The organism is Bacillus sp. FSL K6-1145 (assembly GCF_038003425.1).
Classification (GTDB): domain Bacteria; phylum Bacillota; class Bacilli; order Bacillales; family Bacillaceae; genus Bacillus; species Bacillus pumilus.
On sequence record NZ_JBBOPC010000001.1, the window covers coordinates 557,231 to 577,262 of the forward strand.

Annotated in this window: 22 protein-coding genes and 2 pseudogenes; 16 read left to right on the plus strand and 8 right to left on the minus strand. The window is 40.1% G+C overall.

All coding sequences use genetic code 11. The features are described 5' to 3' along the window. The first annotated feature begins 366 nt into the window (after window positions 1–366). Entirely contained in the window at window positions 367–1,515 is a 1,149-nt protein-coding gene (locus MHH41_RS02740; protein WP_253621817.1) for a type II asparaginase, read from the plus strand. A gap of 32 nt (window positions 1,516–1,547) precedes the next feature. Here MHH41_RS02740 and MHH41_RS02745 read toward each other — a convergent pair whose 3' ends face one another. Together MHH41_RS02745 and MHH41_RS02750 are read right to left on the minus strand one after the other, a co-directional pair. Continuing rightward, window positions 1,548–2,456 carry an alpha/beta fold hydrolase gene (locus MHH41_RS02745; protein WP_310427637.1) on the minus strand — a complete coding sequence of 303 codons (909 nt, stop codon included), beginning with the start codon at window positions 2,454–2,456 and terminating at the stop codon, window positions 1,548–1,550. Window positions 2,457–2,512: 56 nt separating this feature from the next. Beyond that, entirely contained in the window at window positions 2,513–2,965 is a 453-nt protein-coding gene (locus tag MHH41_RS02750; protein ID WP_113386753.1) for a MarR family winged helix-turn-helix transcriptional regulator, read from the minus strand. A 205-nt stretch (window positions 2,966–3,170) separates the two neighbouring features. On the opposite strand from MHH41_RS02750, the gene MHH41_RS02755 reads away from it, so the two are divergent. The 8 genes and pseudogenes from MHH41_RS02755 to MHH41_RS02785 all read left to right on the plus strand — a co-directional run bounded on the left by MHH41_RS02755 (window position 3,171) and on the right by MHH41_RS02785 (window position 11,775). After that, window positions 3,171–3,776, plus strand: coding sequence for a TetR/AcrR family transcriptional regulator (locus MHH41_RS02755; RefSeq protein WP_050945645.1), 606 nt, complete (start codon window positions 3,171–3,173; stop codon window positions 3,774–3,776). 31 nt (window positions 3,777–3,807) lie between these two features. After that, the gene (locus tag MHH41_RS02760; RefSeq protein ID WP_137055580.1) at window positions 3,808–5,004 is read left to right on the plus strand and encodes an MFS transporter; all 1,197 of its coding nucleotides are present in this window, start codon (window positions 3,808–3,810) and stop codon (window positions 5,002–5,004) included. A 132-nt stretch (window positions 5,005–5,136) separates the two neighbouring features. Next, a complete protein-coding gene (locus tag MHH41_RS02765; protein WP_050945647.1) occupies window positions 5,137–6,168 on the plus strand; it encodes an acyltransferase family protein in 1,032 nt (343 codons plus the stop codon). A gap of 149 nt (window positions 6,169–6,317) precedes the next feature. Further along, complete coding sequence (locus MHH41_RS02770) at window positions 6,318–8,495, plus strand: MMPL family transporter (RefSeq protein WP_309217909.1); 2,178 nt, start codon at window positions 6,318–6,320, stop codon at window positions 8,493–8,495. 103 nt (window positions 8,496–8,598) lie between these two features. Next, a complete protein-coding gene (locus tag MHH41_RS02775) occupies window positions 8,599–9,783 on the plus strand; it encodes a sensor histidine kinase (protein WP_340865607.1) in 1,185 nt (394 codons plus the stop codon). 5 nt (window positions 9,784–9,788) lie between these two features. Next, window positions 9,789–10,439, plus strand: coding sequence for a response regulator transcription factor (locus MHH41_RS02780; RefSeq protein ID WP_212046662.1), 651 nt, complete (start codon window positions 9,789–9,791; stop codon window positions 10,437–10,439). 108 nt (window positions 10,440–10,547) lie between these two features. Next, a pseudogene (locus MHH41_RS18760) lies at window positions 10,548–10,701 on the plus strand (MFS transporter); the annotation flags it as partial. Window positions 10,702–10,992: 291 nt separating this feature from the next. Continuing rightward, entirely contained in the window at window positions 10,993–11,775 is a 783-nt protein-coding gene (locus MHH41_RS02785; protein ID WP_340865609.1) for a GNAT family N-acetyltransferase, read from the plus strand. On the opposite strand, the pseudogene MHH41_RS02790 reads toward MHH41_RS02785, so the two are convergent. Next, window positions 11,756–12,228, minus strand: a pseudogene (locus tag MHH41_RS02790) (GNAT family N-acetyltransferase). The gene MHH41_RS02785 and the pseudogene MHH41_RS02790 overlap by 20 nt on opposite strands. 54 nt (window positions 12,229–12,282) lie before the next feature. Here MHH41_RS02790 and MHH41_RS02795 point away from each other — a divergent pair. Beyond that, entirely contained in the window at window positions 12,283–12,552 is a 270-nt protein-coding gene (locus MHH41_RS02795) for a YesK-like family protein (protein ID WP_335365545.1), read from the plus strand. On the opposite strand, the gene MHH41_RS02800 is transcribed toward MHH41_RS02795, so the two are convergent. Both MHH41_RS02800 and MHH41_RS02805 read right to left on the minus strand, forming a co-directional pair. Next, window positions 12,549–13,088: a GNAT family N-acetyltransferase gene (locus tag MHH41_RS02800; protein ID WP_106030203.1), complete on the minus strand. Its 540-nt coding sequence runs from the start codon at window positions 13,086–13,088 to the stop codon at window positions 12,549–12,551. The genes MHH41_RS02795 and MHH41_RS02800 overlap by 4 nt on opposite strands. After that, complete coding sequence (locus MHH41_RS02805; RefSeq protein WP_003214262.1) at window positions 13,085–13,480, minus strand: VOC family protein; 396 nt, start codon at window positions 13,478–13,480, stop codon at window positions 13,085–13,087. Before MHH41_RS02805 ends, MHH41_RS02800 begins: the two co-directional genes overlap by 4 nt. Window positions 13,481–13,673: 193 nt before the next feature. Here MHH41_RS02805 and MHH41_RS02810 point away from each other — a divergent pair, with 193 nt between their 5' ends. The 5 genes from MHH41_RS02810 to MHH41_RS02830 all read left to right on the plus strand — a co-directional run bounded on the left by MHH41_RS02810 (window position 13,674) and on the right by MHH41_RS02830 (window position 17,117). Beyond that, window positions 13,674–14,216: a dihydrofolate reductase family protein gene (locus tag MHH41_RS02810; RefSeq protein ID WP_003214351.1), complete on the plus strand. Its 543-nt coding sequence runs from the start codon at window positions 13,674–13,676 to the stop codon at window positions 14,214–14,216. Window positions 14,217–14,324: 108 nt separating this feature from the next. Further along, complete coding sequence (locus tag MHH41_RS02815; RefSeq protein ID WP_003213943.1) at window positions 14,325–14,798, plus strand: MarR family winged helix-turn-helix transcriptional regulator; 474 nt, start codon at window positions 14,325–14,327, stop codon at window positions 14,796–14,798. Beyond that, window positions 14,782–15,405, plus strand: coding sequence for a nitroreductase family protein (locus tag MHH41_RS02820; RefSeq protein ID WP_340865618.1), 624 nt, complete (start codon window positions 14,782–14,784; stop codon window positions 15,403–15,405). Before MHH41_RS02815 ends, MHH41_RS02820 begins: the two co-directional genes overlap by 17 nt. Before the next feature lie 17 nt (window positions 15,406–15,422). Beyond that, window positions 15,423–16,475 (plus strand): LLM class flavin-dependent oxidoreductase, encoded by a 1,053-nt coding sequence (locus MHH41_RS02825; protein ID WP_050945655.1) that lies wholly within the window; start codon window positions 15,423–15,425, stop codon window positions 16,473–16,475. A gap of 348 nt (window positions 16,476–16,823) precedes the next feature. Continuing rightward, window positions 16,824–17,117, plus strand: a complete 294-nt coding sequence (locus MHH41_RS02830; protein ID WP_044140610.1) for a hypothetical protein — start codon at window positions 16,824–16,826, stop codon at window positions 17,115–17,117. A 33-nt stretch (window positions 17,118–17,150) separates the two neighbouring features. Here the strand turns inward: MHH41_RS02830 and MHH41_RS02835 are convergent, their stop codons facing one another. Continuing rightward, a complete protein-coding gene (locus tag MHH41_RS02835; RefSeq protein ID WP_003214401.1) occupies window positions 17,151–17,714 on the minus strand; it encodes a helix-turn-helix domain-containing protein in 564 nt (187 codons plus the stop codon). A 111-nt stretch (window positions 17,715–17,825) separates the two neighbouring features. Here MHH41_RS02835 and MHH41_RS02840 point away from each other — a divergent pair, with 111 nt between their 5' ends. Further along, the gene (locus MHH41_RS02840; RefSeq protein WP_003214091.1) at window positions 17,826–18,413 is read left to right on the plus strand and encodes a LysE family transporter; all 588 of its coding nucleotides are present in this window, start codon (window positions 17,826–17,828) and stop codon (window positions 18,411–18,413) included. Between the two features lie 4 nt (window positions 18,414–18,417). Here MHH41_RS02840 and MHH41_RS02845 read toward each other — a convergent pair whose 3' ends face one another. Both MHH41_RS02845 and MHH41_RS02850 read right to left on the minus strand, forming a co-directional pair. Then, on the minus strand, window positions 18,418–18,969 hold the full coding sequence (locus MHH41_RS02845; protein WP_335365543.1) for a GNAT family N-acetyltransferase: 552 nt from the start codon (window positions 18,967–18,969) through the stop codon (window positions 18,418–18,420). A gap of 122 nt (window positions 18,970–19,091) precedes the next feature. After that, window positions 19,092–19,985, minus strand: a complete 894-nt coding sequence (locus tag MHH41_RS02850) for a LysR substrate-binding domain-containing protein (protein ID WP_034620209.1) — start codon at window positions 19,983–19,985, stop codon at window positions 19,092–19,094. Between the last annotated feature and the right edge of the window lie 47 nt (window positions 19,986–20,032).

Genomic DNA, 20,032 nt, shown 5'->3' on the forward strand with positions numbered 1-20,032 from the left:
GTGGATAGAAGCATACGAACAGACTGAGTAAAATCGAACTAAGGAATAGTGTTATTAGGATTTTGTGAAATGATTGAAGCTTTTGCAATATGTATACTCCTTTTTTGTAAAATTTACTATATTTTATCATAAATTGATGATCTAGCATCGTTTACTGTTAATAATTGAACAACCTCAATATTACCTTTTTTTAAAAAAAATTCAGGTATTTAGATGTAAAGAAATGATTGTGATAATGACCTTTTTGCCTTTATTTGGTTCTGTAACTTTCGCCTCATGCTGATGAATGAAGGAATGTTATAAAGTAAACCCTATAGAAAGAGATCTAGCTTTGAATCCATCATATTTAAGAAAAGAGATGATCGAATGAACGTAACAAAATGGTTAGGTGCTGTCCTTCTTTCAGTTTTATTAATGTCGACAGCAGCTTGTGCCAATACAAGTACCCAAGAGAAAAATCAAAGCGAAAACGAAACCGCATCTAAGGAATCAAAGGACAAAACGACAGCCGTAGAAACAGGGAATAAGTCCTTGTCTAATATTAAGGTATTAGCGACAGGCGGGACGATTGCTGGCAGTTCAGACAGTGATACAGATACGACAGGATATAAATCTGGTTCACTTGGCATCGATAAAGTCATTGCTTCAGTTCCTCAGCTCAAGGATATTGCAAACGTAACAGGTGAGCAGGTGGCAAACGTAGGTAGTGAAAATGTGGATGATGCTCTTCTTTTAAAATTAGCTAAACGAGTCAATAAACTCTTAAACGATGATCAAGTCGATGGGATTGTCATCACACATGGAACAGATACACTTGAAGAGACCGCTTACTTTTTACATTTGGTTGTCAAAAGTGATAAACCAGTTGTAGTCGTTGGCTCAATGCGTCCAGCATCTGCTATCAGTGCGGATGGCCCGCTAAACTTGTATCATGCTGTCAAAATTGCCTCTACAAAAGAAGCAAAGGGCAAAGGGGTCATGGTCACATTAAATGACCGAATTGCATCAGCTCGTTTTATTACAAAGACAAACACGACGACAACCGATTCCTTCAAGTCTCTTGAGCAAGGCTACATTGGAGAAATTGCTGGTGAAGTGGTTTCCTTTTATAACGAACCAACAAGAAAACATACGTCTGAAAGTGAATTTGATGTATCAAAAATAAAAGAATTACCACAAGTCGATATTTTATACGGCTATCAAAATGATCAAAAATACATGTATGATGCAGCAGTAAAATCGGGAGCGAAAGGGATAGTCGTTGCCGCAGCAGGCAATGGAACGATGTCCACAGAAGCCATCAAAGGGGCAACAGATGCCGTAAAGAAAGATGTAGTCGTCGTGAGGTCAAGCCGTGCAGGAAATGGGATTGTGACCCATGAAAAAATGGATGATGAACATCACTTTGTCTCATCAGATTCATTGAATCCACAAAAAGCACGCATTCTGCTTATGCTCGCTCTAACGAAGACAAAAGATCCAAGTAAAGTGCAGGCATATTATGAAAAGTATTAATGAAGAAAGGGACCCGAAGCTTCGGGTCTTTTTTATGCGTGCTCCTGATGATGCTCTTCTGCACGTTCTGCACGTGTTTTTAAAGAGAGTAAAATATCTCGCCAAATATCGTCTACATCTGTAAGAAAATGTCCCGCTTCATCGATATAATAGGTTTTGACGTTTGGAATGCTAGGAGCTAATTTTTCTATTTCGACAAACGGAGCCATCGCATCTTCTTTTCCATGCCATACATCAACAGGGATTTGAATATCCTTCATATCGAATGCCCACGGACGCGAGAGCAAATCTGGTTCATGAATACATTCATCCACCGATTGACGAGTGGCTTCGTGTAAATGTGTCATCATCATCTCTAATTGCTCATCGGTTTGAAGAAATTGACGGTCCCATGGATGTAAATGTTTGTTCCCATTTTTGGCCAGCTTCTTAAATTTCTCTGGTTTGTTCTCAATCATTTTCTTCTGGGAACGATAGCTTGCTCTTAATAGCCAAGGGAACTTCTTACTGAGGAAAAAAGCCAATTTGTTTTCTTTGAGCATACTTTTAGGCGGTTTTCCGTCCTGAAATGGCGTTGTACTTGAAATCAGAGCGGCTGAAAGGACTCGGTTCGGCAATTGATAAGCACAGCCAGCAGCGAATGCGCCGCCTCCAGATACACCCATCACTGAAAAATGGTGAACGCCAAGATGATCTGCGACTTCCAACACATCTTTTGCCCAATCTAAAATCGTACGTTCAGGTTGAGGGGTAGATAAACCAAATCCTGGTCTGTCTAAACAGATGAGACGAACACCGAGCTCTTTAGAAATGGGGTCATCATCTAAAAACATCACTCTTGATCCAGGAGTTCCATGAAAAAAGAATACTGGAAACCCTTCAAGATCCCCGTATTCACACAAACCAATATGACGTCCATCTTGTAAATGAATACTATCCATACTTTCATCCCCTTAATAGTTTATCTAACTTAAATGTCAGAGAAAGAAACACCGGATTAAGGCGTTTCTTTCGCAATCTGATAGATTTTTTCGTATAGAGACAATAATGTTTTTAAATCTTCTTTTGGAAGCTTTGCATAGTATTTTTGAATGAGGTGCAATTGAATTTCTTCTGTATTCTTGTGAAAGTCATGACCCTTTTGAGCACAATCAACAATGATTTCCCGCCGGTTATGTGGATTAATTTCTCGTTTGACATAGCCGAGTTGTTCAAGCTTTGATACAAGCTGGCTGGCGGCACTTGCCGAAATGGAAAAGTAATCAGCTAGTTCGTTGATTGTTCTTGTTTTTGTCCGTAATAATTCAAGTGTCAGCTCTTGTTTGGCTGATAAATCTGCATATTCATGTTTTAAAAATCGTTGATACTCTTCTACATAGATGGAGCCTAGTGCATTCGAGTATTCAATGATTTTTTTACTGTAATGAATGATTTCTGCATCCAATGACATCACCTCTATTCCATTATAGGCAATGTTTATAGTTAAGTGAAGTTAAATATTAAGGTAATTTAAATGAGGAGATGGCATGAGTGATTGTTTCGACGACTTTTTCATTGTATTTTGAAAAAGATCCATTTATAATAAAAAAATAAACCAACTGGTCGGTTTTGAATTGTCCTGATGAAGAAAAGCAAGATAGAAGGGATTGTAAAAGATGACAAGTACACAAAGCGGGGCTGAAAAGAGCGAGAAGACGAAGCGAAAAATCGTCACCGCTTCACGTGATTTATTTGCAAAAAAGGGGTACTCAGAAACATCTGTGCGAGATATTCTAGAGGCGGCTGAAGTGAGTAAAGGCAATCTTTATCACCATTTTAAAGGAAAAGAGTTTTTGTTCCTTCATATCATGGAAGAGGATCACCTCTTGATGATGGAGACGTGGCATCAGGAAAAACAAACGATGCACCAGGCCATTGATCAGCTCGCAGGATTTGCAGAGCTGCTCAGTCAAATGGGCATTAACTACCCATTAATGAGAGCAAGTGAGGAATTTTGTGCAAGTGCCTTTACATCAGACGAGGTCATGGAACGGCTGAACAAGATTGACGCCGACTTTGATGATGTGATGAGAGACATCATACTTGAAGGTAACAAAGATGGCAGCTGGTCGATCCAGCATGTCGAGTCAACGGTGAAAATATTATTATCCGTTTTTTACGGATTAGACGTGTTGTATAAAAATGATCCAATCGAAGAGAAAAAAGAATTACAAAAACAAGCGATCTCATTGATTATTCACGGAATCAACCATCATGAGTAACAATTGAATCAATAAAGGGGAAACAAACATCATGCAAAAACCGATTCGTGAGCAAAAAGCTGTACTCGTTATTTTATTAAGTAACATATTTATTGCGTTTTTAGGCATTGGTCTTATTATTCCTGTCATGCCGCTATTCATGAATGTGATGCATCTAACAGGGAGTACGATGGGATACCTTGTGGCGGCGTTTGCTGTGGCTCAGCTCATTGCATCACCTATTGCAGGGAGATGGGTAGACCGCTATGGAAGAAAGATTATGATTGTGTCAGGACTATTTCTATTTGCGTTATCAGAACTCGTCTTCGGTCTTGGGACACACGTGTATGTGCTGTATTTTGCAAGGCTGTTAGGCGGTATTAGTGCGGCATTTATTATGCCAGCTGTGACTGCTTATGTCGCAGATATCACGACCGTTCAAGAAAGATCAAAGGCAATGGGATATGTATCAGCGGCCATTAGTACCGGCTTTATTATCGGACCTGGGATTGGCGGATTTATTGCAGAATACGGTGTACGCCTGCCATTCTTCTTTGCAGCAGGGATTGCCTTTATAGCCGTCATTTCGTCTATGCTTTTGCTGAAGGAGCCATTAACAAAAGAAGAGCGAGCGAAGCAGATGGATCAAGTGAAGGAATCGACCTTCTTTAAGGATTTGAAAAAATCGATCCATCCAAGCTATCTCATCGCTTTTATCATTGTGTTTGTCCTCGCGTTTGGACTGTCTGCGTATGAAACGGTCTTCAGCTTGTTTACAAATCATAAGTTTGGTTTTGGTCCAAAAGATATTGCGGTGATTATTACGGTCAGTTCGATTGTGGCGGTTATCATCCAAGTGCTGGTTTTTGGGAAACTCGTAAATACCCTAGGGGAAAAAAGAGTCATTCAGCTCTGCTTGATTGTCGGAGCGGTGCTCGCTTTTGTTTCAACTGTCGTCTCAGGATTTATGGTAGTCCTCATTGTCACATGTGTGATTTTCTTAGCGTTTGATTTATTGCGTCCAGCATTAACGACCTTCTTATCAAAAATCGCTGGCAATCAGCAAGGATTTGTCGCAGGGATGAACTCTACCTACACAAGCCTTGGTACGATTTTCGGCCCAGCCCTTGGCGGGATTTTATTCGATCAAAATATACATTTCCCATTTCTATTCGCAGGTGTTGTCTTATTTCTCGGATTAGGCTTAACCCTTATTTGGAAGGGGAAGGCGACGGTTGTATCTAATTAAGGGCTCTAACTAGGGCTCTTTTTTTTGTTCCTGTGGATAGAGTATTGAAATAATCACAAGGTCCCTGTTGATGAGGTGTTATTCATGTTAACATGATACATATTTTACCAAAATGCTAAAGGAGGATTTTTAATGCAAATTAAAGAGATTTTTTATATTCGGTGTATCTCGTGTTTGAGTGTTGTGCTCATTCATGCAATAGCCATTTTATCTAGCCCACAATCATCATCTATTCTTGTAGCACTACTCATGTTCAGTACACCGAGTTTTATTTTCATTTCTGAGTTTTTATTGGCGCATTCTTATCCAAATGGTACACCTAAAGGATTTATGTGGAAGAGAGTGAAAGCCATCTTTTTCCCATTTGCATTTATTGGGATTGTCGATGGGTTTTTGTATTCTGCATCGTTAAATGGAGGGGCAGCTGACTTCTTTAAAAGAGCTTCAGCAAATGTCTTATTGGGAAATTATATTGGTTATTTTGTTCTGATTATTTTTCAATTTTACTTTTTGCATATGTTTTTTCACAAAATGGCTAAGCGTACCTCAGCCAAATGGGTATTGCCGATCTCCTTTATCATCACAGTTGGTTATTTAAGTGTCATGAACCTCGTCAAAATCCCACAACCTCAATTACCTAATCCAATGTTCGGCTTAGAATGGATTCCATTTCCAGGTTGGTTATTCTATTTTTGTTTAGCCTATTATTGTGGAGTGAATTATCAGCAGTTTATCACAAGACTTCATCAATTTAAGTTTGCCGTGTATGGACTTGTTCTGATTTCAGCAGTGACCCTTCTAAGCAATACATATGTAGGCTTTTTCGAGCCTTCTTCTAAGAGGCCAGATGTTGTTCTTTATACAATCAGTATTGTCTTCTTATGCTTTCTCTTGTTTTCTAAAGTAAAAAGCGTTCCACCTTTCGTAGCTGTCATTAGTCAATATTCATTCACCATCTATTTGCTTCACGGGTATTTTCTAGGTATTTCTGTGTTACTATGGGGACAATTAAAAGATTATCCATTCTTTGTGGGGACATTCATAATATCAGCACTTGCAATTGCTGGACCTATCCTATTGTCTCGGTTAGCAAATCATTATAAATATGGCTATATGTTTGTCGGTAAAATCAACAGAACGAGACGAAAAACAGTCGCCTCATAAACGATTTAAAGGGGATCTTAAGAAGATGCCCTTTTTTTGTTGCCTAAAAGTACAGTGCTTTTTGCCCAAAAGTACAATTTTAATCGATCATCTCATTGCTTAGAATAAAAAGATGAAGTTCATGAAGTTGAAGAAAAAGGAGTAAGTGAATGGCAAAATTTTTATATCATTTAGGAAAAAGTGCTTTTTCTAAGCCGAAACGGATGATTATCGGTTGGTTACTTGTTTTAGTAGCTGTTGTGGCGGCAACAATAGGGACAGGTGTTTCATTTAATGGAGATATGTCGATTCCAGGAACAAAGTCAGAAAAGGCAATGGATCTCTTGGAGAAAAAGTTCCCAGCAGGTGATGATGGCGGGACGATTCGTCTGATCTTTAAAGCACCTAAGGGCGAAACATTAGAAACAAAAAAAGTAAAAAATAAATTGAACGAAACGATCAAAGAAGTCAAAAAGGATAAAGCAGTCAAGCAAGTGACGGATTTATATCAGACATTTGCTATTAGTAAAGATAAGAAAATAGGGTATGCGGATATTACATACCGGGTGAAGGCGGGTGAGGTAAAAGCATCCTCAAAAGAGAAAGTATTAGATAGTATTAAGATTTCAAGAAAGGCTGGCATCCAAACAGAATTAGGAGGCTCCGTCACATTCTCAGAAATTGAGGTAGGCGGGATTTCGGAAGTCATAGGTATTGTCATGGCCTTCTTTATTTTAGCCTTTACCTTCGCTTCATTATTGATTGCAGGACTACCGATCTTGACGGCTGTCATTGGGTTAATAATCGGCGTGATGGTCATATTAATTACCTCAAATTTTGTTGATATGTCTGCATTTAGTCTTACATTAGCTGTGATGATTGGACTTGCCGTAGGAATTGATTATGCATTATTTATCATTTCTCGATATCGACAGTTATTAGCAGAGGGTTACGAATTGAAAGAAGCAGCTGCTAGAGCTGTTGCTACAGCAGGCAGTGCTGTATTGTTTGCAGGTGTCACCGTCGTGATTGCACTATGCGGACTTGTATTAGTCGGTATACCATTTTTAGGCGTTATGGGTCTTGTAGCTGCATTCATGGTACTATCAGTTATGCTTGTGTCTCTGACAATTGTTCCTGCGATACTAGGGATTATTGGTGATAAAGTAAGCCCTTCAAGAAAGAATAAATGGTTCTCTAAATTACAATCTCAACAAAAAGAAGAAACAACAGCTTGGGGAAGGTTTATCAAAAAGTATCCAGGTAAAATCATCCTAGGTGTCATTGTATTGACTGCTCTACTCAGTTGGCCAGCACTTCATATGGAGTTGGGTCTTCCTGATAACGGTATGAAGGGGAAGGAAACAACTGAACGCAAGGGCTATGACCTGTTAGCAGAAGGGTTTGGCAAAGGGTTTAATGGGCCACTGGTTGTTATCATTGATGCCTCCCATGCAAATAACGCAATGAAATCTATTGAGAAAACAACAAAAGTATTAGAGAAGATGGATGGCATCAAACAAGTGGCACCGGCTGTTCCTAATCCATCGGGTAAGTACGCCATGCTGACCATCTTACCGAAAAGCGGTCCAGAAGATAAGGCGACAAAGCAATTAGTCAAAGATATACGAAATGAATCTAGTCAGACTGCTGCAAAGTATGATACGAAATTACTTGTTACTGGTTCTACGGCAGTTAATATAGATATTTCAGATAGACTCAGTGAAGCGTTACCGAAATTTGCAGGAGTCATTATTGGATTTGCTTTGATTTTGATGATTCTTGTGTTTAGATCATTCCTTGTTCCATTAAAAGCGGTTTTAGGATTCCTTATGACATTGACGGCTACACTAGGTTTTTCAGTCTTTGTTTTACAGGATGGACACCTTGCGCCATTGTTTGGAATACCAGCAAATGGCCCATTGTTAAACTTTATGCCTGTACTAGTGACAGGAATATTATTTGGTCTTGCAATGGATTATGAAGTCTTTTTAGTCAGTCGAATGAGAGAAGATTTCCTTCTATCAGGTGATGCGAAAAAGTCCGTTGTATCAGGTTTGAAGCACAGTGGAAGAGTAGTGACTGCCGCAGGCTTAATCATGATCCTCGTCTTTGCTAGTTTTATCTTTGCAGATGACTTGATCATTAAAACAATGGGATTAACATTGGCATTCGGCGTTCTGTTTGATGCATTTGTCATAAGAATGACTTTTATCCCAGCTTGTATGATGCTGATCGGACGAGCTGCTTGGTACTTACCCAAATGGTTCGAAAGCTGGCTTCCACGTATAGACATTGAAGGTGAGTCTATTTCTCAGAAAGATGAGAAAGAAGAGAAGGTGATTTAGTCACTGATAGTCTTACATGGTATGATTGATGATACCGCCATTACCTCGATAAAGGGTGGGCGGTATTTTTTGAGTGAATATGAGGCTCGGATGGTGATTATTTATGGCGAAACGACGGGTATACCCTTTTAATGAAATGATCTATTCGCGGATTCCAACATTATTATGGGTCATTCTTGTTTATATTGCAGCAATGATATTTCAGTTTATAACCACCCCAATAGCAATTTCTGGCCTGTTTTTTTCTGCACTTATTGCCATACATCTGATTCTGCATTGGTGGGCATTTTACTGGTTTCAGCAGAATCCATGGGTATATTTTCTGATTCAAGGAATTGTGATTCTACTGTGTGTTTCAGTCATGCAGGCGGCTTCCCCTGTGATCTTAATTGGTCTGTTACCGGTACTAATTGCGCAAAGTATTGGGGTATATTATCATACATTGAAGGTGATTTTGACAGGGCTTAGTTTTTATGTCCTTTTTTTTCTTGCCCTTATTTTGGTCAATGATACAGATGATTTGACGGTATACATTCCTATTTTGTTTTTGATTCTGATTGTAGTCATCGCATACTCCATTTTATTTTTTAGACAAGTCAAAGCTAGAATTCGTACACAAACATTTTTAAAGGAACTTGAATTGGCACATCAACAAGTGGAAGAGCTGACACTTGCAAATGAGCGTCAAAGAATGGCGAGAGATTTACATGATACCCTTGCACAAGGACTGGCAGGTATTATTATGCAGCTAGAAGCGGCCCATGCACATTTAGAGAATCAGAATGTTGAGCGTGCTCAAAGCATTATTAAAGGTTCAATGAGCCATGCGCGGACGACATTAGGTGAGGCGAGATTGGTCATTGACGACCTTCGAACATATAGCCAGGATCAATATGACTTAGCTGATTCTGTGAAAGATGAAGTGAATCGGTTTATGACGGCGACGAATATTCCAGTTCATACAAAAGTGGCTGTCTCCTATCAAGTGTCCCCTTTTCTCATCGAACATACCGTATACATTGTCAGTGAATGTTTGACGAATATTGCCAAGCATGCCAAAGCAAGTAAAGTCGAATTGGTGATGGAGCAAAAAGAAGATCACATCTCCTTGCAAATCACAGACAATGGAGTGGGTTTTGATGAGAAAAAACAAGAATCCACTTCCGGGCATTACGGTCTAATAGGTATGTCAGAACGTGCCCGACTGCTTGATGCACAGCTACACTTAAAAAGTGAAAAAAATGAAGGTACACAAGTGACGGTAACCATACCTTTGAAAAAGGAGTAAAAACAATGTCTTATCAAATTGTGATTGTCGATGATCATTTTGTTGTTAGAGAAGGATTAAAATTAATTCTTGAGACAGATCAACGATTTGATGTTGTTGGTGAAGCAGAGGATGGGGCAAAGGGGTTAGATGTCTTGAAAGAGAAGGCTCCAGACCTTGTATTACTTGACCTCAACATGCCTAACATGAGTGGGCTTGAGATGCTAAAAGAGATGCAGTCTCTTCAATTAAAAGTACCGGTCCTGATTCTCACTACCTATAACGAAGAGAAATTAATGATTGAAGGGCTGCAACTTGGAGCAAAGGGCTATCTTTTAAAGGATGCCAGCAGGGAAAATTTATTTTATACAATTGAAGCAGCTATCAGAGGAGATATTCTTCTTCAAGCAAACGTCGCTGCTAAGGTATTTGAATCAACAGAGCATCAAGTGACTCCGAACCATTTGAAAAAAGAAATAAACATGCTGACTGAAAAAGAGATGCTTGTCTTGCAAGCAGTGGCTAGAGGATTTCGAAGTAAGGAAATTGCATTTGATATGGGGATTTCTGAGAGAACTGTCAAAGCTCATTTAACAAATATTTATCAAAAGCTGGAGGTCACTTCAAGAGCGGAAGCAATTAAAGCAGCAGTAGAATTAGGGATGATTCATTTTTAGAGAGAGCGAATGATCATATGAGATGATGACAAGAAACATTGCTCTGTTAAGTTTCAGCGTCAAGTGATTTATTATCTCTTCCACTGCGGTTTCAGTATGTGTAGGAAAATGAACTCTGCCTACATAAGTAATGGTACGATCTTTGACCCGGCACTTGGCGGCATATTATCCGATCAAAATATTCATGTCCCATTTTTATTCGCAGGTAGGCTTACCCCTTATTTGGAAGGTGAAGGCGACAGAAGAGACAGCAGCAGAATAATGAATGAAGAAGTAAGAGACCTTTTAAACGAGGTCTCTTTTTTTAAGACTGCGGCTTCAGGTGTTTTAATGCCTGTGCCATGTGGATGGTTGATGACGTTTACTTATGTCATAACCTTTTCTTGTTTCTAAATAAAACCAAACCCTCATTCATAAACCTCCTTTCACAATGAGCATAGCAATAGAGGAAAGCAAATGAGAAAGAATTTTATTAGTTGCAAAGAGTCACTGCATGCGCGCATTTTTTTATATATAATGGAAGGAAAGAACATGTTTGGAAAAGGGGAGCGCCATGCATCTTTTGGAAAAGCAAAGGACAGCATCGATAAAAGAAGGGATTCGCCAGATCGATCCGGCATATCCAGTGTTTGTAGATGCGGTCATGGATGGTTTCATACAAGGGAATCTTTATGTAGATGATGCAGTGCACCCTCGTATTTATTTTCTCGAAACAGCATGCGGCATTTATTATGTTGCAGGCAAGAGAGAAGAAGAGCTGTCACACTTCTCGGCGTTTATTGTGGATATTTACGAAAGGCAGAAAAGACAAAACGGCCGATTTACCATATTTTCAGCGAATCAATCGACAGATGTGATGATGAAAAATTGTCTTGGATCACATCTGAAAGAGATGGAAAGACATGCGTACGTTTTTTCGCAAGCACAATCTTATGTTTCTGCGTCTCATTCAGGCTACAGAGTAGAGCGGACAAAAGAACAGGTGATCAATGCAAGCAGGGCTTTCACGCCTAGCTATTACGAAGCCTATTGGGGGAGAGCGGCGCGCTTTCTATCAAAAGGAATCGGAGTTGCCATCTTAGATGGTGAGAACGTGGTGAGTGAATGTGTCTCCATTTTTTCAAGTGAAGATCGTGTAGAGATAGATATTTGGACAGAAGAAGCCTGCCGGGGGAAAGGTTTAGCGCAGCTGGCGGGTCAGCATATGATCAAGAGTTGTCTTGAAAATAAGAGGACACCGCATTGGGATTGCGATGTCCATCACCTAACTTCGATCAAACTGGCAGCGGACAAAAACCTATCGATTGTTTTACAGCTCATGATGAGAAGGTTTTGAGATACCAAGCATCCATTGCAGAATGCTCAGAGCCTTCAATCGGCTCTGAAAGAAGAGAAAAGCCATATCGCTGATAAAGGCCGGTGGCTGCAGTTAATTCCTGGCGGGTTTCTAAATAACATGCTTCATAGTATGTAGGGCATATTGCAGCGCTGTATCCATCAGTTTTTTGCCAGCACCTTTTCCTTGAGCATTTGGACTCAGATAAAGCTTTTGTAATTCACATATTCCGTTAGTAAATGGAGCAATGCCTACGCCGCCCAGAATATCGCCATTCTCTTCAGCAATCCAATAGGCTGCATGAGTCAATGATTGATAGTATTCGAACAGCTGGTCAAGGTGGGGATCAGTGTAGGCGGTTCCTTCAATCGCCAGATTCGCCGATTCTAGTGACTGGCGGATAATCGCTGCGATATACGGGTTGTCTTTTTGCTCAATGGGTCTCATGTTCATTGGAAGTACCTCCATCGTCATAAAATAAAAAAAGAGAAAGTGAGTTGAAACAACATGTTTTGGCTGCAAACCGCTATTTTTACAATCGTTGTATTGAGTCTCTCATGGTGGGCAGGGAAAAAAGGCAGAAACCGTCATGCGGGTCTGATCCTCCCTATATGCTTTATTCTATTTGGATTGGTTTTATTGATAGCGAGTTTCTTCATTGGCAGATGGGAAGGCATGGCGCTTAGTATATCAAGCGTCTCTATCGTTCTCTCTTCCATGATTTGTTTGATCATCGTCACAGCGATTCAATTTTTAAAAAAAGATGTCCCTTCTTAAGCAGGGGCATCTCCACTGTTCATCTGATTGTATTCTTCACGAAGGATGCCCATGATGATCACATCTGAGTAGGTACCATTGAAATAAAGCGCTTGGCGCCTTTTTCCTTCATATTGAAATCCGGCTTTCTCATAGCTTCTGAAGGCTCTCGGATTGTGGGAAAAGACTTCGAGCTCAAGGCGATTGAGTTCTAATGTCTCAAAGGCGAATGCTTGAACCATTCGGACAGCTTCGGTGCCATAGCCTTTTTGGAAATGTTCTGGTCCATGAAGCGCAATGCGGAAGCTTGCCGTATGATTGATTGGATCAATATCCACAATCGCCGCATCCCCAATCATTTCTTTCGTGTCTAACAGACAAATGGCGAAATCTCGTCTGCTGTCATCTTGTAAAAATCGGGTGTAGGCTGAACGAATTTCTTCTAGTGTGAACGTTTTTCGTGTGCCAGTCATGTAAAGTGTTTCTTCATGCTGGCATCCTCTTTGAATACCCGGATAATCCTGTTCTTCAATCGGTCTCAAAAATAAGCGGGTCATGACGGATCACCCTCCTCTATATATCGAGATATTTCAATTAAATTCAGATCAGGATCACGGATATAAACAGATTCAACCGGACCTAATGTACCTGTGCGCCTGACAGGCCCCTCTTCAATAGGAACCACTTGCTTGCGAAGGTGCAGCAGCAAACTGTCCATATCTAAATCGGTGATAAAGCACAAATCACTAGAGCCTGGAAGTGGGTGAGCCGCTGCCGGCTCATATTCATGACCAGCTTCATGAAGATTGATCTTCTGTAAACCAAAACGAAGCGCTTTACGGCCTTCTCCAAAGGTTTCTTCCTTCATTCCTAATACGTTTGTATAAAAGCGAATGGTGTCCTCCATATGTTGTACAGTCAACACGATATGATCAAGTCGTCGTATCATCAGTTTCTCCTCCAAGTATGATCATTGATTGAACTGATTTTATTATATCATTACTTGAAGAGGATACCTTAGTGAATCACGGTGTTGAAGGCATGAAAACGGATGATGAAAAATCCATATATACTTTGTCTTTCCTTTCTGATACAATTAAAATAGAATATATGTTCTCATTTAAGATAAGGGAGTGATGGAATTGAGTCAGAAAAGGAAGCTGCTTTTTTATGGGGCAATGAGTATCGATGGCTATTTAGCGAGAGAGGATCACAGGCTCGATTGGTTAATAGGAACAGAGGGCGAAGAAGAAACGAGGTATGATGACTTTTATGCGTCAGTTGATACGCTGATCATGGGGCGAAATACATATGAGCAGGTTCTACAGCTGTCACCAGATGAGTTTCCTTATGAAGGAAAGACATGTTATATCATGTCACGTACTTTACAAGACAGTTTGAAAGGAACCCATATCATTCGTGAAGATATCTTATCTTTTATGAAAAAATTAAAACATGAAGAAGGTCAGCATATCTGGATTGTCGGCGGCGGGGAACTGCTTCAGTTTTTCATAAAAGCAGGATTGGTTGATGAGCTTTATCTTCAAATTGCTCCTGTCATGATTGGGAGAGGCATTCCCCTGTTTTCCCCAGCGGATATAGAATCCAGGTTTTCATTAAAAGAAGTCAAACAATACAAGCAGATAGCTGAATTGCATTTTGTCTTAAAAGAAGAAGATCACTGATTTGAGGTGGTCTTTTTTTTATGAAACAAACTCGTTGACAATGATATATCCTAGTGTTAGGATAAATTTATCCTAGTTTTAGGATTTCTTAAAAAGGGAGTAGTTGCCATGGTGCAGCATGAACATGAATTAGACTTAAGGCTATTCCGCGTGTGGATGAAAGCCTATCAAGCTCTTTTTACAAATATTCAAACAGACATTGAACGTTATGATATCGGATTTGAAAACTTTCAGATCCTTGAATTGCTTTATAGTAAGGGACCGCATCCCGTCCAAAAAATCAGCGACATCCTGTCAATCCCAAGTGGAAGTATGACATATGTCGTGAACAAACTAGAAAAACAAGAGCTCGTGAAAAGGCAATGTGCGCCCTCTGATAAACGTGTATTTCATGTATTACTGACGGAAAAAGGAAAGCAATTGTTTGACGACATTTTTCCTAAACACACAGATGTCATTTCACAAAACCTATCCTTTATTGAAAAAGAAGAAAAAGAACAGCTCATTGAATTATTAAAAAAAGTCGGTTTAGGTGCAAAACAACTTCACGAAAAGGGGAAACAAGATGACTCTCAGCTTTGATACATTGGTACGTGAAAGACGATCCGCATCAAATTTTTTGCCAAATATCTCGATTTCGAGAGAAGAGCTTAACAGCATTTTTGAAGAGGTCAAAATGGCACCATCTGCTTTTAACTTACAGCACACACAATATGTCGTCGTCCAAACAGAAGGTCTCAAAGAACAAGTAAGAGGAGCTGCATTTGGACAATATAAAGTGCATTCCGCCTCAGCAGCGATCATTGTACTGGGAGACCCAAAGGCTTATCAGCAAGCGGCGAACATTTATGAAGGTCTGAAAATGCTTGGCATTTTAAACACGCAGCAATACGAAGAAATGGTCAGAGAGACGATGAGCTTTTATGAACAGAGAGGAGCGGATTTTCAGAAAGAAGAGGCAATCCGCAATGCTTCATTATCTGCGATGCTGTTTATGCTCGCCGCCAAAAACAAGGGCTGGGACACGTGCCCAATGATCGGCTTTGACCCTGATGTCATGAAAAAGGTGCTCAACATCGAGTCGGATTTGGTTCCCGTGTTAATGATCACACTAGGAAAAGAAAAAGTAGAGAGCAGACAACCGAGAGGCTACCGAAAGCCTGTCTCTGAATTTGTGACATATTTATAAGATAGGGGGTTCCACTCATGGAACTAGGAATTAGTACATTTGTAGAAACAACACCTGATTTTCAAACAGGAAAAACAGTCAGTCACGCACAGCGTATTCGAGAAGTAGTCGAAGAAATTATTTTAGCAGATCAAGTCGGTCTCGATGTATTTGGCGTAGGTGAGCATCACCGTGAGGATTTCGCTGCATCGAATCCCGCTGTTGTCTTAGCGGCTGCGGCAACACAAACAAAGAATATCCGCCTGACAAGTGCAGTGACAGTCCTTTCATCAGCAGATCCTGTTCGTGTCTTTCAGGATTTTGCAACGCTAGATGGACTATCAAACGGGCGTGCAGAAATTATGGCAGGCCGTGGTTCATTTATTGAATCATTCCCGCTCTTTGGCTATGACCTTGATGACTATGAAGAATTATTTGAAGAAAAGCTTGATTTGTTGCTCAAATTACAGCAGTCTGAGCGTGTCACATGGAGCGGAAAGCATCGCCCAGCTATTCAGGATGTTGGGGTGTACCCAAGACCTGTTCAAGATCCGCTTCCAATCTGGATCGGCAGTGGAGGAAACCGTGAATCTGTCGTACGTGCTGGATTATTGGGACTGCCTTTAGTACTTGCCATCATTGGCGGAAGTCCTAGACAGTTCGCACCGCTCGTTCAGCTGTACAAGCAAGCGGCAGTGCACGCTGGACATGACCCTGAGAAATTAACCGTGGCGTCACATTCGCATGGATTTGTTGCGGAAGAAACAGAACTGGCAGCAGACCAATTCTTCCCTTCCACACAGCATGTGATGAATACGTTAGCAAGAGAGCGAGGCTGGGGACCTTATACTCGTTCTACATTTGATGCAGCGAGAACGTTAGAAGGCGCGCTGTATGTAGGAGATTCAGATGCAGTGGCAGAGAAAGTGATTCACCTAAGAAAAAATGTAGGAATCACGCGTTTTATGCTTCATGTACCAGTTGGTTCAATGCCGCATGATCAAGTATTAAAAGCCATTGAGCTATTTGGAAAAGAAGTCGCTCCTAAAGTAAGAGAAGAGGTTGCCCGCTGGGAAGCAGAGCAAGCATAACGAAAAAGGTCGATCAAGTGAATAGGCTTGATCGACCTTTTTGATGCTTAAGGATCAATGACACAAGGTTTCACTGTAGGGCATGAAGCAGCAGAAGCAAGTGGTGTGGTCGTCAAGGTGAAGAGAAAAACAAGTTGAAAACAGATGAGCCATTTTTTCATGAAATCACCTCCGTTCACAATTGTTTGACGGAATGAGATGAGGATAAAAGCACAGAAGTATAAAACACTCTCTATCCAACATAAGACAATCATATCATAATTTTCAAAAAAATGAAAAAATATCTTATATAAGTACTGAATTATGGTATGGTTATTATGTTCTACAAAAAAAGGGAGGGATTTTTTTATGAAAAAGGTCATGTCTTCTGTTTTAGTTGGAGCAATTGTCTTAACGGGTGCTGGGGTCACAACTACTCCAGTGGAAGCAAAGGAGCAAACAAACAGTGAAATAACGGCTCAGGCCAGTCGAACTGTTTCAGTAACAAGAACATATACGACATCAAACATCCCAGAAAGTATTGTATATGCAGAGGATGGCTGGGTCGGTATTTTAAAACAAACCTCTATTAAAGAATTGGGATTAGGAAAATATAGTGTCACATTTACTGGAACAGTGGTACGCGATCCAGGATTTAATTAAATAAAATGCAAAGCTGACAGGTGGACAAGCCTGTCAGCTTTTTTCATGAGGATAATAAAGAATCATTTGCAGCCGGACCATTTGTTCTCCGGTTTGTTTATATGCATGCGTACGGTCCGCTTTAAAACGAATGGAGTCGCCGGCGTTTAAGCTGTATTGCTCATCTCCAATGGATATATCAAGCGCTCCCTCAAAAACGGTAATCAATTCCTCTGTCCCGCCAATGTGTTCATTTGCATGCAGCGACCCGCCAGGATCAATTTCTACTCGGTACACTTCAAATTTCCCCCGGTTATCAAAAGGAAAAGTCGTATATACGCGATATCGCCCATCATCTTCCGTTAAAATCTGTGCATCTTCATTGCGTACTACTTTGATTTCAGGCTGTGGTGCGTGAATGAGCTCACTAAAAGATACCTTTAATCCGTTGGCGATTTTCCATAAAGTCGTGATGGTAGGGGTTGATTCTCCTCTTTCAATTTGTCCAATCATGGTTTTGCTGACACCTGTTAATTCTGCCATCTTTTCGAGGCTTAATTTCTTTTGGTCTCTAAGAAGCCTCACATTTTTAGAAATAATCGATTGTACATCTTCCATGAAAAAAACTCCTTTCTCTATTTACTTTATAAAGACCGAACGTTACAATAAAACGTAACATACGCAATAAAGTAATTAAAGTCTTAATAACGTACAAGGGAGGCGGCAACTATGATTCTTTCTATGTTGATCTATGCTTTTGTGAGCAGCTTTACCCCAGGGCCAAACAACATCATGGCCATGGTCTTTACGAATAAATATGGGGTCAAGCAAACATTTCGATTTTGTTTAGGTGTGGGTATCGGATTTCTCGTTATTTTGTGTTTGAGTTGCTTCTTTAATATCATTCTTTATCAAGTGATGCCGAAAATAGGCTGGGTCATGGCGTTCATCGGAGCTGCATACATGATTTATTTAGCGGTCAAAATCATGAAAAGTAAAGGCGGGGATGACGAAACACTTGATCGTTACAATCATTTTGTCCCTGGTATGATGCTGCAATTTATCAACCCAAAAGCGATTTTGTATGGATTGACTGTGATTTCAACATTTGTTTTGCCATATGGACAATCGAATATGCAGTATGTCATATGGACGCTGATTCTCGCACTTATTGGATTTCTCGGTACATTTAGCTGGAGCCTATTTGGCTCTTTGTATAAGCGCTTTTTGACTGCTTATGAAAGACCGTTCCAGTATGTCATGGGGCTGCTTCTAATATACAGTGCGATTTCAATGGTATGGGGTTATGTGATGTAAGTAGTCAGAAGCTTGGCCGCTGCCTGCCCATCACAACAGTATTGTAATAAAGTCCATCTGCCAGACGTTTATCCTTTTTTAATACCCCTTCAATCAGAAAGCCATGGTGCTCATATAACCGAATGGCTTTTTGGTTCGTTTCTAGCACTTGAAGTGACATCTTCTGGATGCCTTGCTGATCAGCCCAGTCAATAGAAGCGGCTAAAAGCTCTTTGCCAATGTGATAGCCCCAAACATCCTTTTGAATGGCGACCCCAAAAGTCACTTTGTGAGCAGAGCGCTTGAGTGAATGTCCCTCACATCTGGAGAAACCAACAATTTCTCCTTCAATATCAGCGACCAAAAATAAATGCCTGCTTTTTTTGGTATCATCTTGAATCAACACCTCAAAATCTTTTTCATGAAGAAAGGCTTCGCCTGGTTCACGGTCTAAATATTCTGTTTCACCATCAATTTTCAGTCTGAGCGCTGATAACTGCTTGGCATCGCCAATTGCAGCAGACCGAATACGATAGGTCAAGTCACGAACGGTGAATATGTTTTCAGAGGTAATCATAGAACACCAACCTTTCTTTCCATTATGTCTATCATACCTGAAACGTGTACATAGCAGGTGAAAGCTTTTAAGTCTGTCTTATAGATCATTATTTTTTAATCCAGCTGACCCTGGCTGGATTTTCATGATTTAGACTGAGAACTTAAATAGGCTTCTCTCACAACTGTTAAAAAGTGGTCAGCGACGGTTGATGTTTCATCTTGTCTCCATGAAACATATAAATTTACTTTTGGTGTAGTTTCTTGGATTTTTCTATAAACAACCCCTGAACGTTTTACGCTTTCTACTGAGGATGGAACCACAGAGATTCCCATTCCTGCAGCAACTAAATTCACAATCGTATGCATTTGAATAGCTTCCTGAACTACGTTTAAACTTATGCTATTTTCCCAAAAGTAGCTGATAATTAAATCATAAAATGCTGCACCTAGATGACGTGGGAACATGATAAATGGTTCATTGGCTAATAAATGAATTGGAACTTTGGGAAATGAAGCTAAAGGATGATTTTCTGGCAAAACCAAGCTTAATGATTCCTCACAACAAATTTCTGAGGTAAGTATCTTATTATTTTGGTTAGAACGAATAAATCCTATTTGAATTTCTTTCTTATATAGTGCTTTTAACTGCTGTTCTGTAGCCATTTCACATAAGACAAGATGGATGTTAGGGAAACTTTCTCGAAACCTTTTAATAATATCAATCACAATATCAGTAGAATCAACGAAACCGATCGTCAAATGACCTATTCTTCCGTCATCTGCAAGCTGTGTTGCTTTAATCGTTCTATCTACTTGAAGAAGCGTACGGCGGGCTTCTTCTAAAAATACTCTCCCCGAATCTGAAAGTTCAACCTGTCTTCTCGTTCTATGAAAAAGCGTAACACCTAACTCTTCTTCTAATTTGCGAATTTCTTGACTTAATGGAGGCTGTGCCATTTTAAGACGTTCAGCTGCCCGGCTAAAATTTAGTTCTTCAGCAACCATGATAAAATAACGTATTTGTCTCAGATCCATTTTTTATGCCCCCTATAAATTTCAACCTTGCTTATTGTGTTTTTTTA